The 17,811-nt window shown below is 59.6% G+C and carries 14 protein-coding genes and 1 pseudogene; 3 read left to right on the top strand and 12 right to left on the bottom strand.

What is annotated here, in order from left to right:
* The first annotated feature begins 154 nt into the window (after positions 1-154).
* The gene (locus tag RBH71_RS06685) at positions 155-991 is read left to right on the top strand and encodes an alpha/beta fold hydrolase (protein ID WP_065659631.1); all 837 of its coding nucleotides are present in this window, start codon (positions 155-157) and stop codon (positions 989-991) included.
* A gap of 55 nt (positions 992-1,046) precedes the next feature.
* On the opposite strand, the gene RBH71_RS06680 is transcribed toward RBH71_RS06685, so the two are convergent.
* The 7 genes from RBH71_RS06680 to RBH71_RS06650 form a co-directional block, all read right to left on the bottom strand.
* The gene (locus tag RBH71_RS06680) at positions 1,047-2,429 is read right to left on the bottom strand and encodes an FGGY-family carbohydrate kinase (protein ID WP_111802650.1); all 1,383 of its coding nucleotides are present in this window, start codon (positions 2,427-2,429) and stop codon (positions 1,047-1,049) included.
* The gene (rhaM, locus tag RBH71_RS06675; protein WP_003511206.1) at positions 2,426-2,749 is read right to left on the bottom strand and encodes an L-rhamnose mutarotase; all 324 of its coding nucleotides are present in this window, start codon (positions 2,747-2,749) and stop codon (positions 2,426-2,428) included. Before rhaM ends, RBH71_RS06680 begins: the two co-directional genes overlap by 4 nt.
* A 3-nt stretch (positions 2,750-2,752) precedes the next feature.
* Complete coding sequence (locus tag RBH71_RS06670; protein WP_003511205.1) at positions 2,753-3,763, bottom strand: ABC transporter permease; 1,011 nt, start codon at positions 3,761-3,763, stop codon at positions 2,753-2,755.
* Positions 3,760-4,761 carry an ABC transporter permease gene (locus tag RBH71_RS06665; protein ID WP_003511204.1) on the bottom strand — a complete coding sequence of 334 codons (1,002 nt, stop codon included), beginning with the start codon at positions 4,759-4,761 and terminating at the stop codon, positions 3,760-3,762. The genes RBH71_RS06670 and RBH71_RS06665 overlap by 4 nt, the downstream gene beginning before the upstream one ends.
* A 13-nt stretch (positions 4,762-4,774) precedes the next feature.
* Positions 4,775-6,310: a sugar ABC transporter ATP-binding protein gene (locus RBH71_RS06660; RefSeq protein ID WP_003511202.1), complete on the bottom strand. Its 1,536-nt coding sequence runs from the start codon at positions 6,308-6,310 to the stop codon at positions 4,775-4,777.
* A gap of 207 nt (positions 6,311-6,517) precedes the next feature.
* Positions 6,518-7,528, bottom strand: coding sequence for a rhamnose ABC transporter substrate-binding protein (gene rhaS / locus RBH71_RS06655; RefSeq protein WP_003511200.1), 1,011 nt, complete (start codon positions 7,526-7,528; stop codon positions 6,518-6,520).
* Positions 7,529-7,576: 48 nt separating this feature from the next.
* Entirely contained in the window at positions 7,577-8,407 is an 831-nt protein-coding gene (locus RBH71_RS06650; protein WP_003511198.1) for a DeoR/GlpR family DNA-binding transcription regulator, read from the bottom strand.
* 200 nt (positions 8,408-8,607) lie between these two features.
* Between RBH71_RS06650 and RBH71_RS06645 the strand changes: the two genes are divergently transcribed.
* Complete coding sequence (locus tag RBH71_RS06645; protein ID WP_003511196.1) at positions 8,608-10,704, top strand: bifunctional rhamnulose-1-phosphate aldolase/short-chain dehydrogenase; 2,097 nt, start codon at positions 8,608-8,610, stop codon at positions 10,702-10,704.
* A gap of 100 nt (positions 10,705-10,804) precedes the next feature.
* Positions 10,805-12,097 carry an L-rhamnose catabolism isomerase gene (rhaI, locus tag RBH71_RS06640; RefSeq protein ID WP_323687213.1) on the top strand — a complete coding sequence of 431 codons (1,293 nt, stop codon included), beginning with the start codon at positions 10,805-10,807 and terminating at the stop codon, positions 12,095-12,097.
* Between the two features lie 202 nt (positions 12,098-12,299).
* Here the strand turns inward: rhaI and panB are convergent, their stop codons facing one another.
* From panB to RBH71_RS06615, 5 genes and pseudogenes are all read right to left on the bottom strand, one after another.
* Positions 12,300-13,139, bottom strand: a complete 840-nt coding sequence (gene panB / locus RBH71_RS06635; RefSeq protein WP_111802648.1) for a 3-methyl-2-oxobutanoate hydroxymethyltransferase — start codon at positions 13,137-13,139, stop codon at positions 12,300-12,302.
* On the bottom strand, positions 13,136-14,014 hold the full coding sequence (panC, locus tag RBH71_RS06630; RefSeq protein WP_076845514.1) for a pantoate--beta-alanine ligase: 879 nt from the start codon (positions 14,012-14,014) through the stop codon (positions 13,136-13,138). The genes panB and panC overlap by 4 nt, the downstream gene beginning before the upstream one ends.
* A 118-nt stretch (positions 14,015-14,132) precedes the next feature.
* A complete protein-coding gene (locus RBH71_RS06625) occupies positions 14,133-14,909 on the bottom strand; it encodes an enoyl-CoA hydratase-related protein (RefSeq protein WP_111802647.1) in 777 nt (258 codons plus the stop codon).
* Positions 14,899-15,824: pseudogene (locus tag RBH71_RS06620) on the bottom strand (hydroxymethylglutaryl-CoA lyase). The gene RBH71_RS06625 and the pseudogene RBH71_RS06620 overlap by 11 nt, the downstream one beginning before the upstream one ends.
* A gap of 1 nt (position 15,825) precedes the next feature.
* On the bottom strand, positions 15,826-17,811 hold the full coding sequence (locus RBH71_RS06615; protein WP_076845515.1) for an acetyl/propionyl/methylcrotonyl-CoA carboxylase subunit alpha: 1,986 nt from the start codon (positions 17,809-17,811) through the stop codon (positions 15,826-15,828).

Raw genomic sequence — 17,811 nt, 5'->3', positions numbered from 1 at the left:
GGGCGGCACGGCCGTTATTGCCAGATCAGCAATTCATTCAGAATTATTGTTGCAATTGTTGCGGATGTTTTCCTGCGTCATCATCCCTCCATCAAACCGGCGCACAACATAGATCGCACCGGAAGATGCCAACGCAACCGAAGGAGAAACGATCATGGGCTTTGTTAAGACGACAGATGGAACGGACATCTTCTACAAGGACTGGGGCCCGAAGGATGCTCAGCCCATCGTGTTTCACCACGGCTGGCCACTCAGCTCCGACGACTGGGATGGACAGATGCTGTTTTTCCTCTCGAAAGGGTATCGTGTCGTCGCCCATGATCGCCGTGGTCACGGCCGCTCCGCGCAGGTTTCCGAAGGTCACGATATGGACCATTATGCCGCAGACGCCTTTGCCGTTGCAGAAGCGCTGGACCTGAAAAATGCCGTGCATATCGGCCATTCCACCGGCGGTGGCGAAGTGGCGCGTTATGTTGCCAGACACGGTGAACCCGCAGGCCGCGTCGCGAAGGCCGTTCTGGTTTCCGCCGTGCCGCCGCTGATGCTCAAGACCGAGGCCAACCCCGAGGGCCTGCCGATGGAGGTTTTTGACGGCTTCCGTTCAGCACTTGCCGCAAACCGCGCGCAGTTCTTCCGCGATGTGCCCTCCGGCCCGTTCTACGGCTTCAACCGCGATGGAGCGACCGTTCAGGAAGGCGTGATCCAGAACTGGTGGCGGCAGGGTATGATGGGCAGTGCCAAGGCGCATTACGATGGTATCAAGGCATTCTCGGAAACCGACCAGACCGAAGACCTGAAGGCCATCAGCGTGCCCACACTCGTGCTGCACGGTGAAGATGACCAGATCGTGCCGATTGCAGACTCTGCGCTGAAATCGGTGAAGCTCCTGAAAAACGGTACGCTGAAGACCTATCCCGGCTTCTCGCACGGCATGCTGACCATCAATGCAGACGTGCTCAACGCCGATCTCCTGGCCTTCATCAAGGCTTGATCCTTTTGCAAAACGGAATGCGGCTGGATACCTGGCCGCATTTTGTCGTCTTGCGTCAAGCCAGACGGGCCTGCCATTCGCTGTGATAGGCGGGAAGCCCTGCAATGGCATCGGGAACGAAATGACGCTCGCGACCGGCAAGTGGTTTGATACCGGTGAGGAGTGCTGCCCCGGCACTGGTGCCTGTGGAACCGCTGACGGCGATGACCTCAGTTTCGGCAAAACCTGCCAGCGCCTTGAGATAAAGCGCATTGCTGGCGAATGGCCCTTCGACCAGTATCGGGCCTTTCCGCCCGATGAGCGATAGACTGAACTCCGTCATCAGGGCGAGATAAAGCGCCGCTGCCGCGTGCCGTTCCGCAACCGTGGCATTGTCGTCGGCAATCCAGCGCGCTGTTTTGCCGGGGAAGGGGCCGGAACCGCTTACGACGCTGGGCAACAGCATCATGCCTCTTGTGAGCACGCCGCCGAGAGCGGCTTCGGTTTCTTCGCCCGGAGCAGGCCCGAATTGGTGCGTCAGCATTTCATATTCCCTGCCGCCCATGAAGCGGGAGGAGGGAACGGGACGCCCGAGGGCATCGACATTCAAAAGCGTATCACGGGCGGGATCCAGCGTCTCCGCCGTACCGCCGATGGCGAAATTCACCACCCAGGTGCCGGTGGAGACGACCGAAAAATCACCCTGCCGCCGCAGCAGATGCGGCAGTAGCGAGGCGTTGGAATCGTGGATGCCGCAATAGACCGATATATCCGCCGAAAGCCCGGTTTCCAGCGCCACCGATTCGCGGACTGGCCCGAGTACATCGAAGGCGGAGCGCACCGGCGCCATCAATTGCGCAATGCCCAAGCGCTCGACCAGCGATGAAAACGCCTTCAGCCGCGGATTCCACAAATCCGTATGGCAACCGAGCGAGGTCGTCTCGGTGGCCTGAACGCCGGTCAGCCGCCCCGCCCAATATTGCGCGTAGGTGACGATGCTGCGCACCTCAGCGAATTCCTGCGGAAAGGCAGTTTTCTGAAAATGAATTTGCGCGCCAAGGTTCAATCCGGCTGGAAGCGAGGGCGAGCCGGTTTCAGCAAAATCCGGCCGGATGCGGAGATAGGCTTCCGCAACGCTTGCGGGGTAGCTGTGCTCGTAATCCAGCACAGGCATGGCAAGATCGCCGTTTTCGTCAAGAAGTGCGGCAGACGCGCCATGGGTCGTGATGGAAATCGCATCGAAACCCGGCTCTTCCGCGAACCGCCGCAGAGAGGTGAGAATGAAGCTCCAGAGCATCTCCACATCGTAATGCGGATAGATGCCGTCACGAAGGACAGGGTTGGAACGCCTGTCACCGGTTATCTCTTCGCCGCTTCGGGTGTCAATGACAACGACCTTGGCATTGGTCTTGCCTATATCGATGACCGCGACGCGGCGTGGCTTTGTCATGTCATTCATGGCAGGTGGAACACTGTCACAAGGTCAGTCGCGACAGGCGAATTATCGGGGTTGCTTTCCATGATGTCAGCCATATGCGCCCACCATTTCTTCATCACGGGATGCTCGGGCAATGCTGCCATGCCGTGGTTCTTCGGGCGGGTCAGCACGCCGAACAGGATGTCGGTTTCCGGGTCGAGGTGGATTGAATAGTCGCTCACACCCGCTTCGTGCAGTAGAGCAACCAGTTCCGGCCATATCTCGTCATGGCGCCGTCTATATTCGGCTTGCTTGCCGGCGAAGAGTTTCATCTTGAAAGCGTGTTTTTCTAATTCCGGCATGGCTTAGCCTCTGATGGCGCGAAGGCGGCGCACAACGATGGGTATGGCGATGGTGATGATCAAAAGCAGGCCGACGAAGATCGACATGACGATGCCAGGCACGTTCAGAAGACCGAGGCCGAAGGTGACGAGGCCCATGACGAAGGCAGCGATGACGACACCTGCAATGGTGCCGGAGCCGCCGAGAATGGACACGCCGCCGAGCACCACCATGGTCACGACTTCAAGCTCCCAGCCTTGAGCAATCGAGGGGCGGGTGGAACCGAGCCGCGAGGTGAGGCAGACGGCGGCGATGCCGCTCATCAGGCCGGTCAAAAGGAAGAGGATGAATTTCACCCGCTCGACGGGAATACCGGAAAAACGGGCGGCAAACGGATTGTTGCCGATCACGTAGACCTGCCGGCCGAAATTGGTGGCGTGCAGCAGAATGGCGAAGATGACGGCCATGGCGAGGAACAGCACGAATTCGAAGGAGATGACCGAGTACACGTAACCCTGACCGAAATAGGCGAAATCCGCCGGATATTTGCCATAGGCCTGATCACCCAGCACCATATAGGAAATACCGCGAAACAGGCTCATCGTACCGATGGTGACGACGATGGATGGCAGTTTGAGGCCAGCAACGAGAAAGCCGTTGAACGCCCCGCAGAGTAGCCCGGTTCCGATGCCGATGGCGACGAGCCCCGGCGTGCCGACACCCATCTGCACCGCCGCACCCATTGCGGTGGAGGCGAGAGCGATGATGGCGGCGACTGAGAGATCAATCTCGCCAGCGATGATCAGAAGCGCCATCGCAAAGGCGATGATCGCCTTTTCGGTGAAGTTAAAGGTCGCGTCTGACAGGTTCCAGGCATTGAGGAAATAGGGCGAGGCAAACGAATTGGCGATGAAGATGAGGATCGCGACGCCGAGTAGCAGCACTTCCCAGCTTGCCAGGAGACGGCGCAACGGCGTGCCGAGCTTGTCTGGAATGATACGTGGCTTCTGCGCCGGTTGAGAATTCGTACTCATGCTGCGGCCTCCTTGGCCTGATCGCTTGCCGCCCGGTCGCGCAGGATGATGCGCCCTTTTCGAGCTTCGGCGCGGGCGTTGAAGACGACGGCGAGCACGATAACCACGCCGGAAATCGCCATTTGCGCGAAGGGAGAAATGCCGATGACGGGCAGGGCGTTCTTAATGACGCCGAGAAACAGTGCGCCGAGCACAGCGCCTGCCACCGAGCCAATGCCGCCGGCAATGGAGATGCCGCCAATCACATTTGCCGCCACGCTATCGAGTTCGAAACCGGCGGCGATATCCACATAGGCAACGGCATAACGCGACACCCAGAGATAGCTTGCAAGTCCTGCCAGTGCACCCGACAGAACGAAAGCCAGAAAGCGCGTGCGGCCGACATCGATGCCGGCATAGACCGCAGCGCCCGGATTACCGCCGGAAGCGTAGGCGGAGCGGCCAAAAGAGGTCCGGCTGAGCACCAGCCAGGCACCGGCGATGATGAGGATGGCGACCCAGGATAAAACCGGCATGCCGAGGATCATGGTGCGCGGCACGTTGAGGAAGGTCGGCGAAAGCTGGTGCGCATTCACCCAGCCGCCGCCCGACAGCACGAAGGCCAAGCCGCGATAGATGGTGAGCGTGCCGAGCGTGACGACGATGGGCGGAATGCCGAGCCACCAGACGAGAATGCCGTTGATCGATCCCAGAAACGCGCCGATGCCGACCGCCATGGCGATGAGAAGCGGCAGTGGAATTCCCGGGAAGGCGGCATTGGTCATCGCCACTGCCATGCCGGTGAAGGCGAGGTTGGCGGCAACCGAAAGATCGATGGATTTGGTGAGAATGACCGCCATCTGGCCAAGCGCCAGGATGATGAGGATGGAGGTGTCGTTGAAGATATTGACGAGATTGGCCGGCTTACCGAAACCGGGCGCGCGCAGCGCAAAGCCTGCGATCATGATGACGATGATGCCCGCCAGCAGCCATTCGCGATTTTTGAGAAAACGTTGCATGGTTTTGCCCCTCTCAGGCGTTGCCGGTGGCAGCGCGCACCAGCTTTTCCGGAGAAAAATCGGCGCGTTCGAACAGACCTGCCATCAGGCCTTCGCGCATGACGATGGCGCGGTCGGACATGCCGAGAATTTCGGGAAGTTCAGATGAAATCATGATGATGGAGAGACCTTCGGCTGCAAGCTCGCTAATAAAGCCGTGCACGGCGGCCTTGGAGCCGATATCGATGCCCTTGGTGGGTTCATCGAGAATAATGACTTTCGGCTGCGTGGCGAGCCATTTGCCAATCACCACCTTCTGCTGGTTGCCGCCGGAAAGCGTGCCGACGGGCACTGACAGGGCGGCGGCGCGCAGGTCGAGGCGTGAGGCATATTTGCGCGCCAGAGCAAATTCGTTTGCGGCGGCGAGAAAGCCCTTGCGAGAGGTGCGGGCAAGAGAGGGCAGCGACATGTTCTGGTAGATCGGCATGTCCAGCGCCAGCCCATGCCGTCCACGCTCTTCCGGCACATAAACGATACCGGCGCGGATCGCATCCTCCGGCGAACGGATGACGAGCGGTTCGCCGTTGAGGGTAATCTGTCCTGAGGCTGGGCGCGTGATGCCGAAAAGCGACTGGCACAGTTCCGACCGCCCGGCGCCGATCAGCCCATAAAGGCCAAGAATTTCGCCTTTGCGCAGATCGAGAGAAATATCGCGAAATTCCGTCTGGTGTGAATAATTTTGGACCGAAAGAACCGTCGGGCCGAGTGTGACCGCCTGCTTGGGAAAGGCGTTGGTCACGTCGCGGCCAACCATCAGGCGCACGATCTCGTCCTGCGGGGTGGCGGCGAGATTACCCGCGCCGACCATCTTTCCGTCCCGGAATACGGCGTAATTTTCAGCGATTTCATATACTTCATCGAACTTGTGGCTGATGAACAGGATGGCCTTGCCCTGCCGCTTCAGGTTTTCAACGATGCGGAAGAGATCATCGATTTCCTTGCGGGAAAGGGCGGCTGTCGGTTCGTCCATGATGACGATACGTGCCTCGACGGAAAGCGCTCTGGCGATTGCCACGAGGTGGCGCTGCGCGATGGAAAGGTCCTTCAGCCGAATGGACGGATCGATGGTGCTTTCGAGCTGTTCAAGCAGGACCCCGGCGCGCGCATTGATGGTCTTCCAGTCAATGAGGCCGAAACGGCCTTTGGGCGCATGGCCGAGGAAGATGTTTTCGCCCACGGAAAGCTCGTCGAACAGCACGGTTTCCTGATGAATGGCGGTCACGCCGGCATCGATGGCATCCTGTGCGCCGTGAAAGGTGACAGGCCGGCCATCGAGAAGGATTTCCCCTTCATTCGGGCGGTAGATTCCAGTGAGAATTTTGACGAGCGTGGATTTTCCAGCACCGTTCTCGCCGATCAGCGCCGTGACCTTGCCGGGATAAAGCGCGATATCGACGCCATCCAGCGCCTTCACGCCGGGGAATATCTGGCTGATGCCGCACATTTCCAGAATGGGCGTCGCGCTGGAAGTCTCGGTAACGTCTAAGATTTTGGTTTCAGCACGCATCATTCCGTCTTACCGGTTGGTTTTGAGTGAAGCGGCGAGAGGCACCCCCCTCTGCCCTGCCGGGCATCTCCCCCACAAGGGGGGAGATCGGCAAGCGGATACACCCTGCCTATGGAACGAGCGGGTGCGGCATATCGATCTCCCCCTTCAGGGGGAGATGTCCGGCAGGACAAAGGGGGTTAGCCTTCGCACTGCCGGAAATTATTCAGATCAGAAAATCTTCGAGAACTGATCGATGTTCTTGGCGTCATAAATGAAGGGATCGGCCATGGCCGCTTCGCTATTTTCGCCAACCTTGATCTTGCCCATGCGGCCGGCTTCGATTTCCGAGCCCGGCTTGCCGTCTGCTTCACCCTTCACAAGGCGGTAGGCAATCTGGGTGGCGGAATAACCGAGGTCGATCGGGTTCCAGATGGCGAATTCCTTGGTTGCGCCTGATTTGATGGCGCCAGCCATCTCCGAGGGCAGGCCAAGGCCCGTCACAAAGACCTTGCCGATCTTGCCCGCATCCTTCACGGCCTGAGAGGCCGCAAGAACGCCAACCGTCGTCGGTGCGACGATGACCTTTACATCAGGATGGGAGGAAAGCAGGCCCTGTGCTTCGCGGTAGCTCTTGTCGGCAAGGTCGTCACCATACACGGTGGTAACGAGGTTGAGGCCGGGGAAGTCCTTCAACTGCTTCTTCATCTCATCGATCCAGATATTCTGGTTCGTGGAGGTGGTGGTGGCAGAAAGGATGGCGAAATCGCCCTTGCCGCCTTCCAGGTGCGATGCGGCAAGCTGCAGGCACATCTTGCCGATCAGCGCGTTGGACGAGGGGTTGAGCTGCAGAATGCGGCCTTCAGGTGCCACGCCGGAATCCCAGGAGATGACCTTGATGCCGCGCTGCGCCGCCTTTTTCAGCGCCGGAACTACGGCGTCCGGGTCATTGGCGGAAATGGCGATGGCATCCACGCCCTGCGCGATCAGCGAATTGATGACCTCGATCTGGCCTTCCGCGGTGGTGCTGGTCGGGCCCGTATAGATGATCTCGACGCCACCGAGGTCTTTTGCTGCCTCCTGCGCGCCCTTGTTGGCGGCTTCGAAAAAGCCGTTGCCAAGTGATTTGACCACCAGCGCGATCTTCACATCGGCTGCCTGGGCAACGCCGCCAAGACCCGCGACGGAGAGCGCCGCGCTAAGTGCCAGGACGCTCGTCAATGTTCTGCGTGTAAGTTTCATGTTCCTTTTCCTCCCGTTTTTGAACCTGTTCCTCTCTTCGGTGCTTCCTCAAGCGACCGAAGAGGAATCCTCCTCATCAGGCGGGTTGGCTATCTTGCCATCCCCCGCTGCGCCGGCGATCAGCAATTCGACGCCGGCATTTTCAACCATCCGCGCCGCCTCATCCGAAATCCCGTCATCGGTGATGATGGTCGAGACGTTTTCGAGTGGGCATAAAATCAGGCTGGATCGTTTTTTGAATTTCGAGGAATCGACCATCACGATCAGCTCTTCCGCCTGCCGCATCAGCTTCTGCTCGCTCTGGATCACCAACGCGTCCGATTCCATGATGCCGAGTGCGCCGATGCCCTGCGCGCCGAGAAAAATTCGTCTTGCGTAAAAATTGCGGATGGCATCGTTTTCGAAGGGCGACAGGATGAGGCTTTGATCGCGATAGATCGCGCCACCAGGCACGCTGACATTGCATTTGGAATGTTTGACCAGATGCTCCGCAATCGCGAAGGAATTGGTCATTACCTGCAACCGTCGCGCCGCCATGTAGTGCACCATCTGGAATGTGGTCGTCCCACCATTCAGGATGATCGCATCACCGTCATTACAGAGATCAACCGCCTTGCGCGCAATTGCGCGTTTCTTGTCGATGTTGACCGATTCGGACACGCGGAACGGTCGCGCGGCCAGATTGCCCAACTGCGGTGGATGCACCGCTTCGGCACCGCCACGCACGCGTCGTAACTTTCCCTGAACATGCAGGGACGCGATATCCCGGCGGATCGTTGCTTCCGAGGCATCCGTCAGTTCGGCAATATCCTGCACCGTCACGACAGCTTTTTCCTGTGTGGCGCTCAAGATGATGCGATGGCGTTCGCGTTCGTGCATGTGATCCTCCTGATTGTGATTATTCGCAATCTCTTTACGTTGTCAATCAAGAACGATCAAATTAATCAATATCGCGCTGCAACATGAAAATTTATGATCGTTTTTGATTGACATTATGCTTTTGTATGCGCGATATCTGCCGTCAACGGAGGCGGGCCGATATCGGCACCGCGAATGCAGACTTGACTTGGGAGGAAGACATGACGGGAAAATCCCGCCTTCTCGAAAGCCGTTGGGACGATGCCTATGCCAAAACGCTCGATGAGCCTGGCAAGCTGCTTTATCGCTCCAATCTGCTTGGCGCCGACAAGCGCATCACCAATTACGGCGGCGGAAACACATCCGCGAAGGTGCTCGAAACCGATCCGCTGACGGGCGAGAAAGTCCGCGTTATGTGGGTTAAAGGGTCAGGCGGCGATGTCGGTACCATCAAGCTCGATGGCTTTGCGACGCTTTATCTCGACAAGCTGGAAGCGCTAAAGGGCATTTACAAGGGTGTCGAGGATGAGGACCGCATGGTCGGCTTCCTGCCGCATTGCACCTTCAACCTCAACCCACGCGCCGCCTCCATCGATACGCCGCTGCACGGTTTCGTGCCTTTTGATCATGTCGATCACATGCATCCGGATGCGATCATCGCGATTGCCGCCTCCAAAAATTCGAAAGAACTGACGCAGCAGATCTTTGGCGATGACATCGGCTGGCTTCCCTGGCGCCGTCCCGGTTTCCAACTGGGTCTCGATCTCGAGGCTTTTGTAAAAGCCAACCCCGAGGCCAAGGGCGTTGTGCTGGAAAGCCACGGTCTGTTCACCTGGGATAACGACGCCAAGACATGTTACGAACTGACGCTCGCCATCATCAACAAGGCGATCGAATGGTTTGCGGCCAAGACCGAAGGCAGGACGATTTTCGGCGGTGCCGTTGCCAGGAGCCTGCCACTTGCCGAACGCCGCGCGATTGCAGCACGGTTGATGCCGGAAATCCGTGGTCGGATCGGCCGCGAGGAGCGCAAGCTCGGCCATTTCGATGATCAGGACGCGGTTCTGGAGTTCGTCAATTCGAAGGATCTGAAGCCGCTCGGAAATCTCGGCACCTCCTGCCCGGATCATTTCCTGCGCACGAAAATCCGCCCGCTGATCCTCGATCTCGATACGGCAAATCCCGATGTGGATGCGCTGACAGCCGGTCTCGACAAGGCGCTAGAGGCATACCGCGCCGACTACGTCAGATATTATGAGGCGTGCCGCCATGATAATTCGCCTGATATACGCGACCCGAACCCCGTGATTTTCCTGATCCCCGGTGTCGGCATGCTGTCCTTCGCCAAGGACAAGGCAACCGCCCGTATCGCCGGTGAATTTTACGTCAACGCCATCAACGTCATGCGCGGCGCTTCCACCGTGTCCGAATATCAGGGCCTACCCGAACAGGAAGCCTTCGATATCGAATATTGGCTGCTGGAAGAGGCAAAGCTCCAGCGCATGCCGAAGCCGAAAAGCCTTGCCGGACGCGTGGCCTTTGTCACCGGTGGCGCTGGCGGCATCGGCCGGGCGACGGCGGAAAGGCTGGCAGCGGAGGGCGCCTGCGTTGTTCTCGCCGATATTGACGAGGCGGCGCTGGAAGCGGCCAAGGGCGATTTCGCGAAGCGCTACAGTGCTGATGCGGTGCGCAGCGTCAGGCTGGATGTAACGCAGGAAGACGCGGTCATTTCCGCCTTTGCGGAAGCGAGCGTGGAATTTGGCGGCTTGGATATTCTCGTCTCCAATGCCGGCATCGCCTCGTCTGCACCGGTGGAAGACACGACGCTTGCCATGTGGAACAAGAATATCGATATTCTCGCGACGGGTTATTTCCTTGTGTCGCGAGAAGCATTCCGGCTACTCAGGCGTCAAAATCTCGGCGGCAACGTGGTGTTCGTCGCCTCGAAGAACGGTCTTGCCTCTTCGCCCAATGCTTCTGCCTATTGCACGGCCAAGGCGGCTGAAATCCATCTTGCCCGTTGCCTTGCTCTGGAAGGGGCGGAAGCCGGCATTCGCGTCAACACCGTCAATCCCGATGCCGTTCTGCGCGGTTCGAAGATCTGGAACGGCGAGTGGCGCGAGCAGCGCGCGGCCTCGTCCAAGATCGAGGTGACCGATCTGGAGGAACATTACCGCAAGCGCTCGATGCTGAAGCTCAATGTATTCCCGGAAGACATCGCCGAAGCGATCTACTTCCTGGCGTCCGACGCGTCGGCCAAATCAACCGGCAATATCATCAATGTCGATGCCGGCAATGCGCAGAGCTTTACGCGGTAGGAATTTCGGCACGTCTCACATCCGTCATCCCGGCTGAATGCCGGAATGACGGAGGGGGCAATGATCGAGCATGCACTGGACCGATTCCGGGGAGGAAGAGATGACCGACACCAAAATCGCCGCCGATGTGATCGCGGCCGAAAACGACAAGCGCGCCGCCGCGCTGAAGGACGACTACGATGCGCTGGGCAACCAGCTTGCGCGCCGCAACATCGATATCGATGCTGTCACCGCCAAGGTCGCGGAATTCTTCGTCGCTGTTCCATCCTGGGGCGTGGGCACCGGCGGCACCCGTTTCGCCCGCTTTCCGGGCGAAGGTGAGCCCCGCGGCATTTTTGACAAGCTGGATGATTGCGCTGTCATCAACCAGCTGACACGGGCGACCCCGAATGTCTCCCTGCATATTCCGTGGGACAAGCAGGACCCGAAGCGTTTGAAGGACCATGCCGACACGCTAGGTCTCGGCTTCGACGCCATGAATTCCAATACCTTCTCGGATGCACCGGATCAGAGCCATTCCTACAAATACGGTTCGCTCAGCCACACCGATGCCGCAACGCGGGGCCAAGCCGTGGAGCACAACATCGAATGTATCGAGATTGGCAAGGCAATTGGTTCCAAGGCGCTGACGGTGTGGGTGGGCGATGGTTCCAACTTCCCCGGCCAGAGCAATTTCACCAGAAGTTTCGAGCGCTATCTCGCGGCCATGGCCGATATCTACAAGGCGCTGCCGGATGACTGGCGCATCTTTTCCGAACACAAGATGTTCGAGCCGGCTTTCTATTCCACCGTCGTGCAGGATTGGGGCACCAACTACCTCATCGCCAATACGCTCGGTGAAAAGGCGTTCTGCCTCGTTGATCTCGGTCACCATGCGCCTAATACCAATATCGAGATGATCGTCTCCCGGCTCATCCAGTTCGGCAAGCTCGGTGGTTTCCACTTCAACGATTCGAAATATGGCGATGACGATCTGGATGCCGGCTCCATCGAGCCTTACCGCCTGTTCCTCGTCTTCAACGAGCTGGTAGATGCCGAACATCGTGGCGTGAAGGGCTTCCATCCCGCCCATATGATCGACCAGTCGCACAATGTGACCGACGCAATCGAAAGCCTGATTTCTAGTGCCAACGAAATCCGCCGGGCCTATGCGCAGGCGCTGCTGGTGGATCGCGCGGCTCTGGATGGCTACCAGCAAGACAACGATGCGTTGATGGCCTCCGATACGCTGAAACGGGCCTATCGCACCGATGTCGAGCCGGTTCTCGCTAAAGCAAGGCAGTTGGCAGGCGGCGCGATCGATCCTGTTGCCACCTACCGAGCGAGTGGTTATCGCAAACGGGTTGCGGCGGAACGCCCGGCTTCGGTCGGTGGTAGCGGCGGGATTGTTTAGGGGTTGGGGTTTGAGGCGACGGGCGGAGAAGCCGAGCCTACTTACAAACCTTGCCTCAAACGCGACGTCACCCTCGGTCTTGTGCCGAGGATCTGCCCGACATTTCACAAAATTGATAGGTAGCAGATGCTCGGGACAAGCCCGAGCATGACGAAGGTGAAGGTGTCCGTCACCACCTCACTACCTCCTCTGCGCCGTTCCCTCACTCACCGGAAGGCGATTGCCTGCGGACCTGAAACGTGTGCTCCGGCCCCGGAAACGCACCGGAGCGCACCTCTTCGGCATAACCTGCCGCTGCATGTGAAACGGTCGCACCCAGATCGGCGAAACGTTTGACGAATTTCGGTGTGAAATCGGTGAAGAGACCGAGCATGTCGTCGGAAACCAGTACCTGCCCATCGCAGGCCGGTGATGCGCCGATGCCGACAGTCGGGACGGAAAGTTTTTCGGTCAATTCGCGCGCAAGCGGCTCGACGGTACCTTCCACGACAATGGCGAAAGCACCGGCCTGATCGACCGCAATCGCATCGCGCCAGATTTTCTGCGTTTCCGCATCTGAATGTCCAAGAGAGCGGAAACCTCCGGCGGTGTGGACCAACTGCGGCATCAGCCCGACATGGCCGAACACCGGAATGCCGCGCGCCACGAGAAAGGCGATGGTTTCGGCCATTTCCTCACCGCCTTCCAGCTTCACGCCATCACAGCCGGTTTCCTGCATCAGCCGCACGGCGTTGCGGAACGCCTGTTCCTTTGATTCCTGATAGGTCCCGAAGGGGAGATCGACGATGACGCAGGCGTGTTCCACACCACGCATGACGGCGCGGCCATGGGCGATCATCATATCCAGGGTGACGCCGACCGTCGTGTCCATGCCATAAAGCACCATGCCGACTGAATCGCCAACCAGCAGCAGGTCGCAATGCGGATCGAGCAGGCGGGCAATCGGCGTCGTATAGGCGGTGAGGCAGACGATGCGCGCACCGCCTTTCATTTGCTTGATGGAGGCTGTCGTCAGCCGCTTCTGTTTCGCGTGCGTGCTCATCGTGCAGCCTCCTGTTTGCCGGTTTTATCACGTCCGATGACGCGGTTGTCGAGAAGGCGGGTGCTGCCGACCCGCACGAACAGTGCCACCAGCACAGGCCCCGCCTGCAGCGAAGCCACGGGGGCCAGCGTGTCGGGATCGCGCACCGCCACGACTTCGGGCAACGCCAGCTTCTCCTTGGCGATGAATTTTTCTATCGCCGCTTCTAAAGTGGCCGGGTCGTCGCAGCCCTCATCGTACAGCCGCTCGGCCTCATCAAGCGCGCGCGGCACAATTACGGCGGCGGCACGCTCTTCAAGGCTCAGGTAGACATTGCGCGAGGAGCAGGCGAGCCCATCCTCCTCACGTACGGTGGCGACGGGAACGATGCGGACTGGCTGGGCGAGATCGTCCACCATGCGCCGGATCAGCGTTACCTGCTGGTAGTCCTTTTCACCGAAATAGGCGGCATCCGGCTGCACGAGATTAAAAAGCTTGGTGACAACAGTCGTAACCCCGGCAAAATGCCCCGGCCGTACCGCACCTTCCAACTGGCTTCCCAGTTCCGGCACATCCACCACGGTCTGCATCGGGCGCGGATACATCTCCGTAACCTCGGGTGCGAAAAGAATGTCGACACCTGCCTCTTCCAGCAGCGCGCTATCGCGGGCGAGATCGCGGGGGTAACGGGCAAGATCCTCATTGGCTCCAAATTGCAGCGGATTGACGAAGATCGAGACCACCGTCACGTCGTTCTCCGCTTTCGCCCTGGCAACCAGCGTCAGATGGCCGATATGCAAAAAACCCATGGTCGGCACGAAGCCGACGGTCTTGCCATCGCGACGAAACGTGGCGGTCAGACCGCGCAACTCGGCGACGGTTTTTACAAGGCGCATAGGTTCTCCTCCGGCTCCCCGATCGCCCTCCGGCGAAAGGTGGTGGATAGAACTCGATTTGCCGAACGGGGTCAACGCGGCTGTGGGCATTATATCGATTAAGACCTTGAGCGGTGGTTCAGGACCCGCCAGTCCAGAGCGGCGGGCGTTTTCCAGCGAAGGCGTCTCTGCCTTCGCGCGCCTCCTCGCTGCTGCTGATCTTCGCGATGACGCTTTCGGCAAAGGCGAGCCGTTCACTGGCCGGCATGTCGCGCATCGTCAGCAGCGCTGCCTTTCCGGCGGCGACTGCGCCCGGCGCGTTCTGCCGCAAGCGGGCGAGTACTCCCTCGATCACGCCATCGAGTTCGTCACGTGGCGCCGTGCGGTTGATGAGGCCGATGCCTTCGGCCTCTGCGGCGGTGACCGGTTGCCCCAGATAGGCCATTTCGTGGAGGCGGCTCAGCGGTATTTTGGCCAGAAGTTTCGCCGCCACCATGGCCGGGAAAAGCCCGACGCGAACTTCCGGCAGGCCGAACTCAGCATGATCGGCGGCATAAGCGAGATCGCAGGCCGCGATAAGGCCTAGCCCACCCGCCAGCACCCGGCCATTGACGCGGGCGATGACGATTTTGTTGCAGGTCTCGATAGCGCGCATCACATTGGCGATGGGGTTCGTTCCGTCTCGCGAGAGGAACATGCCACCAGCGCTTTCCTTCAGATCGGCCCCTGAGCAGAAGCTACGGTCGCCCGCCGCCGTTATCACAACCGCACGCAGGTCGCCGTCGCTGGAGGCCGTCCGGATCGCATGCATCAAGGCGTCCGTCATCGCGGCGTTCATGGCGTTGTGGACGTCCGGCCGGTTAAGCGTCAGCCACAGAACGTCCTTGCGCTTCTCGCTCAACAGCTCACCCACCATGTGCATTATCCTCCATCTTTACGGCAAGCAGTGCTTTACCTGCGCGTGCCGCATTCACCCTGCCGAGATGGCGACTTATCCAGTCTCCCGTTCTCGCCACCGCCATCAGGTCTATGCCGGTTTTGATGCCAAGCCCGTGCAGGAGATAAACAACGTCTTCGGTGGCGACATTGCCGCTTGCGCCCGGCGCAAAGGGGCAACCGCCGAGCCCGGCCACGGAACTGTCGAACACACAAATACCTTCCTCAAGCGAAGCCAGCACATTGGCGACGCCCTGCCCATAGGTGTCGTGGAAATGCATGGCGAGTTTTTCGCACGGGATGCGGGTCGATACATGTTGGATGAGCTTGCGGATTTGCCCGGCCGTGCCGACACCAATCGTATCGCCGAGCGAGATTTCGTAGCATCCCATGGCGACAAGCGCTTCGGCCATCGCCGCCACATCTTCGGGTGCGACCGCGCCGTCATAGGGGCAACCCGCGATGCAGGAGACATAGCCGCGCATGCGGATGTTACGGCTGGCCGCTGCCTCCGAAACATCGCGCAGGCGCTCGAGGCTTTCGGCGCGCGAACAGGCGATATTGTGCTGGCTGAAGCCTTCGGATGCGGACACGAAAACGGCTATCTCCGTCACACCGGCTTCAACGGCGGCCTCGAAACCCTTGATATTCGGAACGAGCGCCGGATAGCCGGTATTGGGATGTCGTTTGAGGCCTAGAAGCACCTCCTTCGACCCTGCCATTTGCGGAACTTTTTTGGCGAAACGAAGGCTCCTGCCTCCACCGCCGCCAATCCGGCCGCAGCCAGCCGCTCGATCAACCTGATCTTGATGGCGGTGGGAACCTCAGCAGTTTCGTTTTGCAGGCCATCACGTGCACCGACCTCGACGATCTTGACGGTTTTGGGCAAGGCCATCTCATGCGCCCTCCGGTTCGAAATCCACCAGCATGGCGCCGGCTTCGACCATATTACCTTCGGCGCAGTTGATGGCGGTGACGGTGCCTTTTGCTGGCGCACGGATAGTGTGCTCCATTTTCATCGCTTCCATAACCACAAGCGCGTCACCGGCCTCAACCGCTGCGCCCTGCTTGCTTAGAATGGCGCGGATGACGCCGGGCATCGGGGCTTCCAGACCGCCGGTATGGGTGGAGGTATCCGCTACATCGACGGGGTCGGGCTGGCTGATGCGATAGTGCTCGCCATCCAGAAAAAGCGCGTGGCCGTTATCGCTGGCAAAGAAACGGCACTGCCTTTGCCTGCCATCGACGGTCGCCCGCAGTGCGCCGTCTTGTGAGATGCTGCCATGAGCGCGGATTGCCCGCGTGCCGATCTCCAGTGAAAAACCATCTGGCTCATGTGTAACGGCGACATCGACCGGCTGTTGATCCAGGACGAAACGCAAGGTTTCCCTCGCTGGCGCATTGAGGCGGAAAGAGTTCGTATTGTTCCAAGGGCTATAAGGATCGGCCTGCGGCTCGGCCCCGTTCCGGCGTGAGAGAAGCAGGCCGAGCGTGGCCAAAGCTATTTCGTTCTCGCTCGTGGCTCCGGGGGCAAAGAGCGCCGCTTCGTTGCGGGCTATGAAGCCGGTATCGAGTTCGGCGGCGGCGAAAGCATCCAGTCCCGCAAGCCGTGTCAGAAAGGCGGCATTGCTGGTGACGCCGCAAATCGCCAGTTTTTCGAGTGCAAGACGCAGACGCCGCACGGCAGACAGACGGTCGTAATCCCAGACGATCAGCTTGGCGATCATCGGATCATAGTGCACGCTGATGGCGTCGCCGGTGCGTATGCCGCTATCTATCCTAAGGTGAGGTCCTTCTTCCGGAAAGGCGAGGTGGCTGACCGTGCCGATTGACGGCAGAAAATCATGCGTCGGGTCTTCGGCGTAAATCCGTGCCTCGATGGCATGGCCGTTGATGCGCAGATTGCCCCAGTCGTCCGGCAGCGCCTCTCCATTCGCAACACGGATCTGCCATTCTACCAGATCGAGCCCGGTAATATATTCCGTGACCGGATGCTCGACCTGAAGCCTCGTGTTCATTTCCATGAAATAGAACGCGCCGGACGGGTCGAGCAGGAACTCCACCGTTCCAGCCCCGCGATAGTCGATGGCGCGGGCGGCGGCGACCGCCGCGTCGTACATGCGTTGCCTGAGCGTATCGGGCAGGCCGGGGGCAGGGGCCTCCTCTATGACTTTCTGGTGCCGGCGCTGGATCGAGCAATCGCGCTCGAAAAGCGAAAGACAATTGCCATGGCCATCGGCAAAGACCTGCACCTCCACATGTCGCGGCCGTTCCAGATATTTCTCGATCAGCATACGGTCATTGCCGAAGGCGGCGAGCGCTTCGCGTTTTGCGCCGGCGAGTTCTGCCGCAAATTCACGCTTTTCACGGACAACGCGCATGCCCTTGCCACCGCCGCCAGCTGAAGCCTTGAGTAAAACCGGATAGCCGATGGCTTCTGCCTCGCCGGCAAGCTTTTCGTCGGCCTGATCCTCGCCGTGATAGCCGGGCACCACGGGAACGCCCGCCTTCGCCATAAGCGCCTTCGCCTCGCTTTTTCCGCCCATGGCGCGGATGGCATCGGGTGTCGGGCCGATGAAAATGATGCCGGCAGAGGCGCAGGCTTCGGCGAAACCGGCATTCTCCGAGAGAAAACCGTAACCGGGATGAATGGCTTGCGCGCCGCTTGCCTGTGCGGCGGCGATGATCTTTTCAGCATCGAGATACGACGAGCGGGCAGGTGCAGGACCGATCGCAATGGCCTCGTCGGCCAGCGCCACATGCATGGCGTCGCGGTCGGCATCCGAATAGACCGCGACGGTGCGGATGCCCATCTTGCGGGCGGTGCGGATGATCCGGCAGGCGATTTCGCCGCGGTTGGCGATCAGTATTTTTGAGAACAT

Source organism: Rhizobium sp. AN68, assembly GCF_030758035.1.
GTDB classification, from domain to species: domain Bacteria; phylum Pseudomonadota; class Alphaproteobacteria; order Rhizobiales; family Rhizobiaceae; genus Agrobacterium; species Agrobacterium tumefaciens.
This window is presented reverse-complemented; position numbering and strand designations above follow the sequence as displayed.

Coding starts and splice junctions, on each gene's coding strand:
- RBH71_RS06685 (WP_065659631.1), top strand. CDS start 155: ATGGGCTTTGTTAAGACGACAGATGGAACGGACATCTTCTACAAGGAC.
- RBH71_RS06680 (WP_111802650.1), bottom strand. CDS start 2,429: ATGAATGACATGACAAAGCCACGCCGCGTCGCGGTCATCGATATAGGC.
- rhaM (WP_003511206.1), bottom strand. CDS start 2,749: ATGCCGGAATTAGAAAAACACGCTTTCAAGATGAAACTCTTCGCCGGC.
- RBH71_RS06670 (WP_003511205.1), bottom strand. CDS start 3,763: ATGAGTACGAATTCTCAACCGGCGCAGAAGCCACGTATCATTCCAGAC.
- RBH71_RS06665 (WP_003511204.1), bottom strand. CDS start 4,761: ATGCAACGTTTTCTCAAAAATCGCGAATGGCTGCTGGCGGGCATCATC.
- RBH71_RS06660 (WP_003511202.1), bottom strand. CDS start 6,310: ATGATGCGTGCTGAAACCAAAATCTTAGACGTTACCGAGACTTCCAGC.
- rhaS (WP_003511200.1), bottom strand. CDS start 7,528: ATGAAACTTACACGCAGAACATTGACGAGCGTCCTGGCACTTAGCGCG.
- RBH71_RS06650 (WP_003511198.1), bottom strand. CDS start 8,407: ATGCACGAACGCGAACGCCATCGCATCATCTTGAGCGCCACACAGGAA.
- RBH71_RS06645 (WP_003511196.1), top strand. CDS start 8,608: ATGACGGGAAAATCCCGCCTTCTCGAAAGCCGTTGGGACGATGCCTAT.
- rhaI (WP_323687213.1), top strand. CDS start 10,805: ATGACCGACACCAAAATCGCCGCCGATGTGATCGCGGCCGAAAACGAC.
- panB (WP_111802648.1), bottom strand. CDS start 13,139: ATGAGCACGCACGCGAAACAGAAGCGGCTGACGACAGCCTCCATCAAG.
- panC (WP_076845514.1), bottom strand. CDS start 14,014: ATGCGCCTTGTAAAAACCGTCGCCGAGTTGCGCGGTCTGACCGCCACG.
- RBH71_RS06625 (WP_111802647.1), bottom strand. CDS start 14,909: ATGGTGGGTGAGCTGTTGAGCGAGAAGCGCAAGGACGTTCTGTGGCTG.
- RBH71_RS06615 (WP_076845515.1), bottom strand. CDS start 17,811: ATGTTCTCAAAAATACTGATCGCCAACCGCGGCGAAATCGCCTGCCGG.